10 protein-coding genes are annotated in these 12,917 nt (G+C 55.9%); 4 read left to right on the top strand and 6 right to left on the bottom strand.

Going from position 1 to position 12,917, the window contains the following annotated elements; all coding sequences use genetic code 11:
* Positions 1-22: 22 nt before the first annotated feature.
* Genes urtA through atzF form a run of 4 tightly spaced genes read right to left on the bottom strand, consistent with a single transcriptional unit; the run spans position 23 to position 7,451 of the window.
* Positions 23-1,291, bottom strand: a complete 1,269-nt coding sequence (urtA, locus tag PMPD1_RS03960; RefSeq protein WP_173632813.1) for an urea ABC transporter substrate-binding protein — start codon at positions 1,289-1,291, stop codon at positions 23-25.
* Positions 1,292-1,320: 29 nt separating this feature from the next.
* The gene (locus PMPD1_RS03965; RefSeq protein WP_173632814.1) at positions 1,321-2,031 is read right to left on the bottom strand and encodes a GntR family transcriptional regulator; all 711 of its coding nucleotides are present in this window, start codon (positions 2,029-2,031) and stop codon (positions 1,321-1,323) included.
* A gap of 10 nt (positions 2,032-2,041) precedes the next feature.
* A complete protein-coding gene (uca, locus tag PMPD1_RS03970; RefSeq protein WP_173632815.1) occupies positions 2,042-5,659 on the bottom strand; it encodes an urea carboxylase in 3,618 nt (1,205 codons plus the stop codon).
* Complete coding sequence (atzF, locus tag PMPD1_RS03975) at positions 5,652-7,451, bottom strand: allophanate hydrolase (protein WP_173632816.1); 1,800 nt, start codon at positions 7,449-7,451, stop codon at positions 5,652-5,654. The genes uca and atzF overlap by 8 nt, the downstream gene beginning before the upstream one ends.
* A 289-nt stretch (positions 7,452-7,740) precedes the next feature.
* Here atzF and sltY point away from each other — a divergent pair, with 289 nt between their 5' ends.
* Together sltY and trpR are read left to right on the top strand one after the other, a co-directional pair.
* Positions 7,741-9,660 carry a murein transglycosylase gene (sltY, locus tag PMPD1_RS03980; RefSeq protein ID WP_173636109.1) on the top strand — a complete coding sequence of 640 codons (1,920 nt, stop codon included), beginning with the start codon at positions 7,741-7,743 and terminating at the stop codon, positions 9,658-9,660.
* Positions 9,661-9,703: 43 nt separating this feature from the next.
* On the top strand, positions 9,704-10,036 hold the full coding sequence (gene trpR, locus PMPD1_RS03985; protein WP_173632817.1) for a trp operon repressor: 333 nt from the start codon (positions 9,704-9,706) through the stop codon (positions 10,034-10,036).
* Positions 10,037-10,039: 3 nt separating this feature from the next.
* Here the strand turns inward: trpR and yjjX are convergent, their stop codons facing one another.
* Entirely contained in the window at positions 10,040-10,579 is a 540-nt protein-coding gene (gene yjjX / locus PMPD1_RS03990; protein ID WP_173632818.1) for an inosine/xanthosine triphosphatase, read from the bottom strand.
* Positions 10,580-10,629: 50 nt separating this feature from the next.
* Between yjjX and gpmB the strand changes: the two genes are divergently transcribed.
* On the top strand, positions 10,630-11,277 hold the full coding sequence (gene gpmB / locus PMPD1_RS03995) for a 2,3-diphosphoglycerate-dependent phosphoglycerate mutase GpmB (protein ID WP_173632819.1): 648 nt from the start codon (positions 10,630-10,632) through the stop codon (positions 11,275-11,277).
* Positions 11,278-11,337: 60 nt separating this feature from the next.
* Here gpmB and robA read toward each other — a convergent pair whose 3' ends face one another.
* On the bottom strand, positions 11,338-12,222 hold the full coding sequence (robA, locus tag PMPD1_RS04000) for an MDR efflux pump AcrAB transcriptional activator RobA (RefSeq protein WP_173632820.1): 885 nt from the start codon (positions 12,220-12,222) through the stop codon (positions 11,338-11,340).
* Between the two features lie 204 nt (positions 12,223-12,426).
* Between robA and creA the strand changes: the two genes are divergently transcribed.
* Positions 12,427-12,897, top strand: a complete 471-nt coding sequence (creA, locus tag PMPD1_RS04005) for a protein CreA (RefSeq protein WP_173632821.1) — start codon at positions 12,427-12,429, stop codon at positions 12,895-12,897.
* Positions 12,898-12,917 lie beyond the last annotated feature (20 nt).

A 12,917-nucleotide genomic window follows, 5' to 3' on the forward strand; every position in this document is an offset into this window, starting at 1 on the left:
CCCGCGGGTTATCAGATTTGGATTACTGGGTGGTTTTTACCGGATAATCCGGCTTTTTATCGTTACCGGGAATGTAGGGGCTCCAGGGCTGCGCGCGCACCGGCTGATCGGTCTGCCACACCACATTGAACTGGCCGTTGTCCTCAATTTCACCAATCATCACCGGCTTATGCAGATGATGGTTGGTTTTATCCATCGTTAACGTAAAGCCATCCGGCGCGGCAAAGGTTTGACCGGCCATTGCGGCGCGAACTTTATCCACATCGGTGGTGCCGGCTTTCTCTACCGCCTGCGCCCACATATGAATGCCAACATAGGTTGCCTCCATTGGGTCATTAGTGACGACGGTGTCGGCATTCGGTAGGTGATGGGCTTTGGCGTAAGCTTTATACGCGGCGACGAATTTAGCGTTGGCCGGGTTATCAACTGACTCAAAGTAGTTCCACGCCGCCAGGTTACCCACCAGCGGTTTGGTATCAATGCCGCGTAACTCCTCTTCGCCCACCGAGAAGGCCACCACCGGTACATCGGTCGCTTTAATGCCTTGGTTGGCTAACTCTTTATAGAACGGAACGTTGGAGTCGCCGTTAATGGTCGAAACCACCGCGGTTTTACCGCCAGCGGCGAATTTCTTAATATTGGCAACAATGGTTTGATAGTCGCTGTAACCGAACGGGGTATAAACTTCTTGAATATCTTTATCTTGCACGCCTTTTGAGTGCAGGAACGCCCGCAGAATTTTATTGGTAGTGCGTGGATAGACATAGTCGGTGCCGAGCAGGAAGAAGCGTTTCGCGCCGCCGCCATCTTCGCTCATCAGATATTCCACCGCCGGAATCGCCTGTTGGTTTGGCGCCGCGCCGGTATAGAACACGTTAGGCGACATCTCTTCGCCTTCATATTGCACCGGATAGAATAATAAGCCGTTTAATTCTTCAAATACCGGCAAGACCGATTTGCGCGAAACCGACGTCCAGCAGCCAAATACCGCCGCCACTTTATCTTGGGTCAGTAATTGGCGCGCTTTTTCGGCGAACAGCGGCCAGTTAGAGGCCGGATCTACTACTACCGGCTCAAGCTTTTTGCCCAGCACGCCGCCGCTGGCATTAATTTCATCAATGGTCATCAATGCCACATCTTTCAGCGGCGTTTCGGAAATCGCCATGGTGCCGGAGAGGGAATGCATAATGCCGACTTTAATGGTATCCGCCGCTTGCGCGCCAAATGCCAACCCCATGCTGATTACCGTGGCGGAGAGTGCGAACGCCTTAAGCAAACTACGTCTTTTCATCGTTGAGCCCCTAAAAAGTATTGAATGCGTTATGGTGAAACCGGTTGAAGCCTTGCCTGTTGCAGCATATGGAGTGTGATTTTTCTGACTTCTGCCTTACTCACCGAAATGTGATCGGTCAGAATGCGTTGTGCCTCCTCGGTCTGTTGTTTTAATACCGCCCGCAAAATGGCGGCGTGCTCGCTATAGGTGGCATCGATCCGATCCTCACGGGTAAAATCAAGGTGGCGGATAATGCGGATCTTTTCGGTTAATTCGGCATGAATACGCGCCATTTCACTGTTACCGGCGGCGGCGACCAGCGCCATATGGAACGCTTCGTCGTGGCGTGAAACCGTTTTGCCGTCGGCCAGTCGTGCGGTGTCTATCCAGAAGGTGTTTAACTCCGCCAACAGTTCAGCGCAGCGTCCCGGCGCCATCCCGCATAGGCGTCGAACGGCTTCACGTTCCAGCACGATGCGCAGGTCGTATAACTCTTCAAAATACGCAAAGTCGAACGGGCGCACCTGCCAGCCGCTGCGAAACCACACTTCGACATAACCTTCGCGTTCCAGCCAGAACAGCGCCTGACGGACCGGCGTGCGGCTGACCGCCATCCGCTCGGCGATTTCGCTCTCGCTAAAACGATCGCCCGGCATGAGGCGAAACTCGAAAATGTCGTTCTTTAGCGTTTGGTAGATACGTTCAGCCAGTACCTCAGGCCGCCCTTTACTGCGTTTTTGCTGAAAGTCGGTAGTCATATCCGGCTCCTTATTCCAGCCACAGTAGGGCATCGCCAGGGCTTACCGGACGACCAGGTTGGCAGGCGATGCGTTTTACGCGCCCGGCCTGCGGCGCATGGATGGCTAGCTCCATTTTCATCGCTTCGACGATAATGATGGGCTGCCCGGCATCGACGGTGTCGCCCGCTTGCACCAGGATTTTCCAGATGTTGCCGTTCAGATCGGCGTTGATCGCCAATGCATTTTCATCCGCCTCTGGCGCTAATGGCGTCTCTTCGCTCATCAATGGCGCATCTTGTTCTTCCTGCTGCCAGCGCGCGACTTCGTTTTCAAACGCGGCGGACTGACGTTGACGAAATGCTGCAATATCGTCGGCGTGCTCGCTGAGGAAACGCTGATGCTGCGCAAAATCAAACGGTGTCTCTTCAATACGAATGGTGGCGCGTCCTTCACGGAAATCGTCACGCAGAACGTCGAGTTCAGCCTCGCTGACCGGGTAAAAGCGCACCTGATCGAAGAAGCGCAGCAGCCACGGTTGGTTGGGGGCGAACTGGTCGTTTTTCAGGAACTTATTCCAGATAGGCAGTGTTCGACCGACCAGTTGATAGCCGCCGGGCGAATCCATGCCGTAGATGCACATATACATGCCGCCAATGCCGACCGTTCCCTCGGCGGTAAAGGTGCGTGCCGGATTATATTTCGAGCTCAGCAGACGATGGCGTGGGTCGACAGGCACCGCGCAGGGCGCGCCGAGGTAGACGTCGCCAAGGCCGAGAATCAGATAGCTGGCGTCAAAGATGATGTCGCGCACCGCTTCACGGGAAGGCAGGCCGTTAATGCGTTGAATAAAATCGACGTTGTTGGGTAGCCAAGGCGCATTAGCGCGTACCGTCTCCTGATAACGATTCACCGCGCCGAGCGTTGCGCTATCTTCAAACGCCATCGGCAGGTAAACCGTGCGCGAAGGAACCTGCATCTGGCTCACGTCGCCAAGCCCGGTTTCCAGCGTTAGTAAGTGCTGAATTAACGCACGTTGGTGTAGTGTGCGGCTGTCATAACGGATTTGCAGCGAGCGTACGCCGGGAGAGAGTTCTTCAATGCCCGGTAACGCGGCGGCGCGTAATGCCTCCATTAACAGATACACGCGTAGACGCAGCGCCAGATCGAGCACGTTATCGCCATATTCGATCAATACGTAGTTATCGCCCGCCTGACGATAAACGGTGGCAGGGCGTGAGTCAGAGGCCGCGAGCGCGGCGAGGAGTGTCGCCGATCCGTACTGGTTTTCCGCCAATGAGGGGATTGGGAAACGTGCGGTATGTACCGCCGTCAGCGTTTCGATGCTCTGATTTTGCGCCTGTTCTAATGCTTGTGCTTCTTCAAAACTGATCGGATGAAAGCGAATACGATCGCCCGGTTTGACCTGGCCGACTTTCCACAATTCCGCTTTAGCGATGGTGACCGGGCAGACGAAGCCGCCGAGGCTTGGCCCATCGCGGGTGAGGATCACTGGCGAGTCACCGGTAAAATTAACCGCACCGATGGCATATTCACAGTCATGCACGTTGGAGGGGTGCAGACCCGCCTCGCCGCCATTGGCGCGTGTCCAGCTCGGTTTCGGGCCTGACAGGCGCACGCCAAGGCGGTTGGAGTTGTAGTGTACCTGCCATTCGCTGGCGAAAAATTCGTCAATCGAAGCCTGAGTAAAGAAATCCGGCGCGCCGTGCGGGCCATAAAGCACGCCGATGCGCCATTGGTCGCCATAAACCGGGATCAGGGCTGGATCGAGCGGCTGGGGCGCGCTGACCGGCGCTGGCGTGGTGCAGGCGGCAATTTCAGGCCGGGAAATGGGCAGCATATCGGCAACCCGCAGCGTCCGTCCGGCATGGCCGCCAAACTGACCGAGCGCAAAGGTTGAACGGCTACCAAGATAGCAGGGGACATCAAAGCCGTTACGTACCGCCAGATAGGTCCGGCAGCCGGATTGCGCCCGCCCGAGCGTTAAGGTTTGCCCGGCGTTAACCGTTACTGGTTGCCACCAGGCAACGGGCGCGCCATCGAGATCGGCGCCGCATTCCGCGCCGGTCAGGGCAATTAGCGCGGGGTGGTGAAAGCGGAGCGTTGGCCCCTGTAAAGTGAACTCCAGCCCGGCGGCCTGTTGATCGTTACCAACGATACGGTTGGCGAAGCGGAAAGCCAGGTCATCCATCGGGCCGGAGGGTGGAACGCCAATATCCCAATAACCGAGGCGACCAGGATAATCCTGGATGCTGCTCCAGGTGCCGGGATTGATCACTTCAATCACCGGGGCGGAGGGGAGAAAACTGTCTAACATCCGCGTCCAGACTTGGCCGCTGGCGAAGGCATCGGTGGCAATAATTTGGCGTAAATAGTCGAGATTCGTGGCAATGCCGTGTAGGCGGGTTTCATTCAGTGCCCGCTGCATTTTCGCCAAAGCGGCGGTACGGGTATCGGCATGAACGATCAATTTAGCGATCATCGGATCGTAAAATGTTGACACTTCCGTGCCGGTGCTGACCCAGCCATCAACGCGTACCGAGGGCGGGAAAGCCACTTCGGTTAGCACGCCGGGCGCTGGCTGGAAATTCTTCAGCGGATCTTCAGCATACAGGCGCACTTCAATGGCGACGCCTTGCGGCGCTTGCGCCATCCGCTGCCAGTCTGGCGCTTCGCCCGCCGCGACGCGCAGCATACACTCTACCAGGTCGATACCGGTGACGCATTCGGTCACCGGATGCTCGACCTGTAGCCGGGTGTTAACCTCAAGGAAGAAGAACTCATCGCGCTCGGCGTCGTAGATATACTCTACGGTTCCGGCGCTGCGATAGTTGACTCGCTCGCCAAGCTTGACCGCCGAGGCCAGCAGAGCGCGGCGTGTTGCCTCCGGCAAACCCGGCGCTGGCGTTTCTTCTACTACTTTTTGGTTGCGGCGTTGCAGAGAGCAGTCACGCTCACCGAGAGCAATGACTTTACCGTTGCCATCGCCAAAGACTTGTACTTCCACATGGCGGGCGCGGTCAATGCAGCGTTCCAGAAACACGCCCGCATCGCTAAAGAATTGCTCGCCGAGGCGGCGCACGCTTTCCCAGGCATTCCGTAATGCTTCGGCGTCAGCACAGCGAGTGAGACCAATACCGCCGCCACCGGCGGTGCTTTTCAACATAACCGGATAACCGATACGGTCAGCGGCGGTTAGCGCTTCCTCTAGTGAGGCGAGCAGCGCGGTGCCTGGCGTCATCGGCACTCCGGCTTCCGCCGCCAGTTCACGCGCACGGTGTTTTAAACCAAATTCGCCGATTTGCTGCGAGGTGGGGCCAATAAACACAATCCCTTCTCGTTCACAGGCGGCGGCAAACGGCAAACTTTCAGATAAAAAACCGTAACCGGGCCAAATGGCTTGCGCGCCGCTGGTTTTCGCCGCCGTGAGAATTTTGTCGATGGATAAATAGCTGTCGCTGGCTTTCTCGCCGCCTAATGCGAGGGCAATATCGGCGTCTTTAACATGCTGCGCATTTTTATCGGCGTCGGAATAGACCGCCACACTGGTGATGCCCAGCCGTTTTAGCGTGCGAATGGCGCGGCAGGCGATTTCACCCCGGTTGGCAATTAAGACGGTGTTAAACATGGGCACTCTCCTTACGGGCCAGCCAGTTACGCCAGCCGCCAAATTCGGTGATATCGGTGGCATCGCTCAGCGCCGCCGGTTCGCAAATAAACCCTTTTACCCGGCGTCCATCGGCCAGTTCGAGCGTGCCGATACCAAGCGGCGCGGGGATTTCGGCGACAAACTCACCAAAGCGCGCCAGTGGGATATCCCACAGTTCAACGGTAATTGGCGCACCGCTTTGCGCTTTTGCCAGGCCGGGTTTGGCCGGTTGCGTATTGGCGAGGGCATACAGGCGATAGCAGGCGGCGGTGCGGGTTTCTTCGACCCATACCGCCTGGCGTTGGGTTAACTGATGGTTCAGCGGCATACCGGTGAGGTGGGCGCCGACCACCGCCAGGCGGACATGTTGTGTGGAGAGAGGCAGTGAGGCGGCATTGGGCTGTGGTTGCCGGGTAGCGCCGAGTGGCAGTTGAAGCTGCGCCTGCCAGCCTACGCCAAATGCGGCTAACGCCCGATCGTGCCAGGCTGGCGCGATCAGCGTAATACCTGCCGGTAAGCCATCCTCACGGAAGGGGGCCGGGAGCGCCAGCGCCGCCAGGTCGGCCAGGTTAGTGAAATTGGTATAGGTACCGAACTGCGAGTTAAAACGTACCGGCTGCTGTTTCATCTCTTGCAGGGTATGAATGGTGGGGGCGGTAGGCACCACCAACGCGTCAAATGGCGCCAGGGTTTGCTGGATTTGGCGGGAGAGTTCTGCCCGTAAGTATTCTGCTTTAAACGCCTCTACCGCGCTGTAGTCGTTGCCGCTGGCGACAATGCTGTGGACGACCGGATCCATCTGTTCCGGCTGTTGTAGCATCGCGCCGACCGCAACGGTTCGTTCCGCCACCCACGGGCCAGCATAAAGTTGCTCCGCCAACTGATGAAACGGTGTAAAATCAATTGGATGTAGCGACGCGCCGCTGAGCCGTAATTGCGCCAGCGCCTGTTCCCACGCCTTTTCCGCCGGTTTATCATCGAAAAATTCCATCTGCGCCGGAATGGCGAAACGCGGCTGCTGCGCCAGCGTCGCCGGGGCCAGCGCAGGGTTGGGACGTGAATAGGCATCCGTTGCGTCATAACCTCCGGCAATCTCAGCAACCTGCCAGGCATCTTCTACCGTTAACGCAAACACCGACAAGGTATCGTTTAACCGGCAGGCGGGAACCACGCCGCTGGCGGACAACCAGCCTTTGGTGGGTTTAAGGCCGACAATATTGTTGAACCCGGCCGGAACCCGCCCGGAGCCAGCGGTGTCGGTACCGAGTGCGAAACCCACCAGGCCACGCGCCACCACTGAAGCGGAACCGGAACTGGAGCCGCCGCTCACATAATCGGGATGAAACGCGTTGCTTACCGCGCCATAAGGGGAGCGCGTACCGACCAGGCCGGTGGCGAACTGATCGAGGTTAGTTTTGCCGATCACCACCGCGCCGGCGGCTTTCAGTTTGGCGACCGCAACGGCGTCGTTTTCGGCGGTATAAGCGAAAGCCGGGCAGGCGGCAGTGGTCGGCCAACCGGCAACGTCAATATTATCCTTCACCGCGAACGGAACACCGAACAACGGCAATGAGGCCGGGTTTTCGCGCCAGCTTGCCAGCAGCGGTTCAATTTGCGCCTGTAACTGCGCGGGAGTTGCCAGATAAATCCAAGCGTTATCGTGACGATCGAGGGCGGCGAGATGTTCCACCAGCGTGGTTGCTACCGCTTCCGCATTCTGTTGATGATGTTGCCGCCATGCGCATAACGTGTAACCGGTCATTGATGCCATAGTGTTGAATTCCGTTCGGTATACAAGATGGCATTCAACAGAGCAAAGGCTGTGCCATGTTTTTAACTGTTTGTTTTAAATTAATTTAATGGCGGTCATAAGTTTTTGTGATGGTTTTTTGCACAGTAGCGGCGCAGCCGCTGAACAATTCCGGTGCGCCGCGCAGAGGGTTCATCCAGGTAAATTTTGTGAAGAACATGGCATGAGACCGTATGCCTGGTTAGCATGAAGGGAGCCGGGCATGCAGCCGGGGTGAAAGATAAAGAGGAGAGCGCGAGTGAGAATCAGGGTGGATAAGTGGCGTAACTGGATAGCAGGAGTCTGTCTGATCACCGTGGCGAGTAGCGCCTGGGCTGATTCGCTGGAAGCGCAGCGCGATCGCTATCAGCAAATTAAACAAGCCTGGGACAATAAGCAGATGGATACGGTTGAGCAGTTGATGCCGACTTTAAGAGATTATCCGCTCTATCCCTACCTGGAATATCGTCTGCTGGCGCAAGACCTGAATAATGAAACCAGCCTGGCGGTGAGCAACTTTATTCAGCGCTACCCAACCTTGCCGCCGGTGCGGACGCTCTCATCGCGCTTTGTTAATGAACTGGCGCGTCGGCAAGACTGGGTAGGGTTATTGGCCTTTAGCCCGAATCAACCGACGCCGGTCGCGGCGCGTTGCAATTGGTATTACGCCAAACTGATGACCGGGCAGCAGCAGGCCGCCTGGGAGGGCGCAAAAACCATTTGGTTGCGCGGGAGTTCGTTACCGGAGGCGTGTGATAAGTTATTTACCGCCTGGCAGGGAGCCGGGCAGCAAACGGCGTTGGTGACATTGGCGCGCATGCGTTTAGCGATGGATAGCGGGAATACCAGCCTGGTTAATTTCCTCGCGAAGCAGCTACCGGCGGATTATCAAACTATTGCCGGGGCGACCATGGCGCTACAAAACGATCCGGAAACCCTGGAGTCGTTCGCGCGTGCAGTCGGGCCAACGGATTTTACTCGCCAGGCGAGTTTCTCCGCCTTTACGCGCCTGGCACGCCAGGATGTGGAAAATGCGCGTCTATTGATTCCGCTGGTGGTGCGTTTGCAAAAAATGAACCCGGAAGAAGAGCAGGCCATGAAAGAAGCGGTCGCCTGGCGGTTGATGGGTAACGATACCACCTCAGAGCAAGCGACCTGGCGCGATAACGTAGTAATGAACAGCGAATCGACGTCGTTAATTGAACGACGCGTGCGTATGGCGTTGGGGAATAACGATCGCCGTGGATTGAATACCTGGATTGCCCGTCTGCCGGTGGAGGCGAAAGAGAAAGATGAGTGGCAATACTGGCAGGCCGATTTGCTGATTGAACAAGGGCGTAAAGCCGAGGCTGACGAGATCCTACGTAAGTTAATGCAGGAGCGTGGCTTTTACCCGATGGTTGCCGCGCAACGGCTTGGCGTGGATTATCCGCTACGCGTCGATGCGTCGCCGAAGCCGGATGACAGTGTTGAGCGCGGTGCCGAGATTGCCCGTGTACGCGAGCTGATGTACTGGGGCATGGATAATCTGGCACGGAGCGAATGGTCATACCTGGTTGCCAGCAAGACGCCGTCGCAGCAGCAAATGTTGGCGCGCTATGCGTTTGAGCATGACTGGTGGGATCTGAGCGTCCAGGCGACGATTGGCGGCAAACTGTGGAATAACTTGCGTGAGCGTTTCCCGCTGGCGTGGGAAGATAACTTTTCGCGTTATACCGAAGGTAAATCAATTCCGCCAAGCTATGCGATGGCGATAGCCCGGCAGGAGAGCGCATGGAACCCGAAAGCGCGCTCCCCGGTAGGCGCTGCGGGTTTGATGCAGGTAATGCCAGCGACCGCCGACCATACCGTGAAGGTGTATGGTATTCCCGGCTATCTCAACAGTAGCCAACTGTTCGATCCGCAAACCAATATTCAAATTGGTACTCAGTATCTTGAGTCGGTCTATCAGCAGTTTGGTCAAAACCGCATTTATGCCTCCGCCGCGTATAACGCCGGGCCGTCGCGCGTAAGAACCTGGCGAGGGAACAGCGCAGGCCGCCTGGATGCGATAGCGTTTATCGAAACCATTCCATTCTCGGAAACGCGCGGCTATGTGAAGAATGTGTTGGCCTATGATGCCTACTACCGTCACTTTATGGGTAAGTCGGACAAAATCATTGTCGATAGCGAGTGGCGAGAGCGTTATTGATTATGCTATTCTTCCGTACTCGCTAATGAGTACGGAAGCCCCCATGACGCAACATCCCCCGGTTCCGGTCACCGAAGAGCCGCACAATCAAGACTGGCAGCGCTTTGTTGAGCTAATGCGGCAAGCCTTTGCCGATGAGCTCTCTTTGCCACTCTTGCAGTTAATGATGACGCCTGATGAACGTGAGGCGTTCGGCACGCGTTTGCGCATCATTGAGGAGTTGATCCGGGGTGATATGAGCCAGCGCGAGTTGAAAAACGAGCTGGGCGTCGGCATCGCGACCATTACGCGAGGTTCGAACAGTCTGCGCGCCGCGCCGCCCGCGTTGAAAAAATGGCTGGAAGTACGGTTGTTGCAGGAGGGCGAGAAACGCTAAGCCCTAAGCCTGTATGCCTGAAGTAGGACGGGTATAAATCTCATTATGGAAAGGGCACAACGCCAGCACCAACGCCTGATGATAGACACTGCTACGGCTCAGAACCCCGTTAGTAAAGGCACCAATCGCACCGCCCTGATGTTTGATATTTGCAATCCCGGTTAACTGCGCCATCTCTTCACCCAGCTCGCGCCCGGCGGCGATACCGGCTAATACGATGGGTGGTAGGGTAAAGCTGGCAGAGCGTGACTCTCCGCGCTGTTTGCGATCTTCAATCACCATCCACGCAAAGGCATTGTCTGCCTCGATCCCGGCTTCCACCGCGACCCAAAAATCAGCTTCAGGGCGAACCTGGCGGGCATTCATTACGCGCTGACGTGCGCCAGTTCTCGTTTCGAGATCGGTTAAGGGCTGCGCCGCAACGCCACTGTCGACCTCGACCCCCTCAATATGGCAGGATCCTTCTCCGAAAACATCGCTGAATGCCTGAGAAATCGCGCTAATTTTTGCCGGGTTGATGGTAGCAGCGACAACATGGTACATAATTGTTTGAACCTTCTACGCAAATTTGTCGCAGTATAACGGAAAAAAGCATGTTACAGGTCTATCTTGTTCGCCACGGGGAAACGGTTTGGAATGCGGCGAGACGTATTCAGGGACAGTCAGACAGCGCGCTGACGGAAAAGGGAGAACAGCAGGCGCAGCAGGTGGGCGATCGCGTCAAGTCATTGGGGATAACGCATGTGATCGCCAGCGATTTAGGGCGCACGCGCCGTACAGCGGAAATTATTGCCGATGCCTGCGGTTGCCCGGTCACGCTTGATGCACGGCTGCGTGAGCTCAATATGGGCGTGCTGGAGCAACGCCCGATCGATTCTTTGAGCGAAGAAGAGGAAAGCTGGCGCCAAACGCTGGTGAACGGGACCGTTGATGGTCGTATCCCTCAGGGGGAATCAATGGCTGAATTGGCGGCACGTATGCAAGAGGCGTTAAATGCCTGCCTGGAACTGCCCGCCGGCAGCCGTCCACTGCTCGTGAGCCACGGTATGGCGCTGGGCGCACTGGTTAGCACTATCCTTGGGTTACCTGCTCACGCCGAGCGCCGCCTGCGCTTGCGCAATTGCTCCATTTCACGCGTGGACCACCAACACAGCGCCTGGCTCGCCTCCGGCTGGATCGTTGAAACCGCTGGCGATGTTTCACATCTGGATTTACCGGCGTTGGACGAGTTACAGCGTTAAGTTGGCTGATGAACCGTGGGTCAGGCATGCCTGACCTCTACGGTAGGTGTGCGGCGAGCGTTATTCGGCAGACGCGGTGCGGCGAATGGGAATTAAATATTCGCAGCGAATTTCCTTCGGGGGCTCCGAGCGTTTTTTCCCGCCATGGGTATAAAAGCGCTCAATATCCTGACCCTGACGGCGCGTCAGTTGCAAGGTCGGCATACAGGTGCCATAGAGTTGCAGAATAAACTCCTGCAGCTCGTTACGCGGCCCGTCAAAGGTAAACTGCACATAGTCACCCGCTTCCAGCAACACCGTTTGGGTGGATTGCATGGTTTTCGCCAACTGGTCAGATAACACCGCCGTGGTGTAAAGAATCTCTTGCTCGTCATCTTTTTCCTGACTCGGCCTGACCTGATGCAAACCATACAACACTGGCGGTACCGTATCGGTTTCCAACAAAAACTGCTGCCAGAAATGGATACGCATCTCATCGCGATAACGCGAGATTTGCTCCAGTGTGCAAGTATAACTTTGCGTCTGCCCCAGTAGCACCGTTTCCGGCAACGTCACATAGGTCGGCTCAGGCGGCGTGTAGTCACCCAGGCGGATTGGCGGACGTAAACCAAACGAATTCCAGTCGGAAGCGCGGCGATACCACGCCGGCGTTTGGTTAAACTGTTTTTTAAATGCACGGGTAAATGTTTGTTGTGAGTCAAAGCGGTATTGCAATGCAATATCAAGTATCGGACGGCTGGTTAAGCGCAGTGCGACAGCGGCTTTTGACAAGCGACGCGCACGAATATAGGCGCCAATCGCGTGTCCAGTGACCTCTTTAAACATTCTTTGCAGGTGCCATTTTGAATAACCTGCTTTTGCCGCCACGTTATCTAGTGACAGGGGCTGATCCAAATGGCTCTCCAGCCAGACAAGCAAATCGCGAATGATACCGGCTTGGTCCATAAAACGTCCTCTTCGTACACAAATTGGCGCAGGGAAAGAAAGTCGACGAATAATAGCACTAAAAAGCCAAAAAATAGTGGCGGTTTTGTTTGTTCGAATGTGCTATATCAGCGCGCGTTAGCGACAGAATAGTGGGTGTTAACGCAAATGTCGTACATTAGCGTACCTTACAATGTCATCTATTTCACTTGCAATGGTAACGATATGACAATAAGAAGCATGATAATAATCACTTCCGTAATTTTCGCAACGTTTACCGCTCGCGCCGAGGTGGTAGGCTCGGTGGATACGGTGTTCAAGGTGTTTGGCCCCGATCATAAGATTGTGGTCGAAGCCTTCGATGATCCGGACGTAAAAAATGTAACCTGTTATATCAGCCGGGCAAAAACCGGCGGTATCAAGGGCGGACTCGGTTTAGCGGAGGATACTTCCGATGCGGCAATTTCCTGTCAGCAAGTCGGGCCGGTTGAGCTTAACGACAACATCGCCAAAGGCAAAACAGAGGGCGAGGTCGTGTTCCGCAAGCGCACTTCGCTGGTTTTCAAGAAACTGCAGGTCGTGCGCTTTTACGATAAAAAACGCAATGCGTTAATCTACTTAACCTATTCCGATAAAGTGGTGGATGGTTCGCCGAAGAATGCATTGAGCGCGGTGCCGATTATACCGTGGAAATAACAAAAGCCCGGAACAGGGCT

Origin of the sequence: Paramixta manurensis (assembly GCF_013285385.1) — a bacterium.
GTDB lineage: Bacteria > Pseudomonadota > Gammaproteobacteria > Enterobacterales > Enterobacteriaceae > Paramixta > Paramixta manurensis.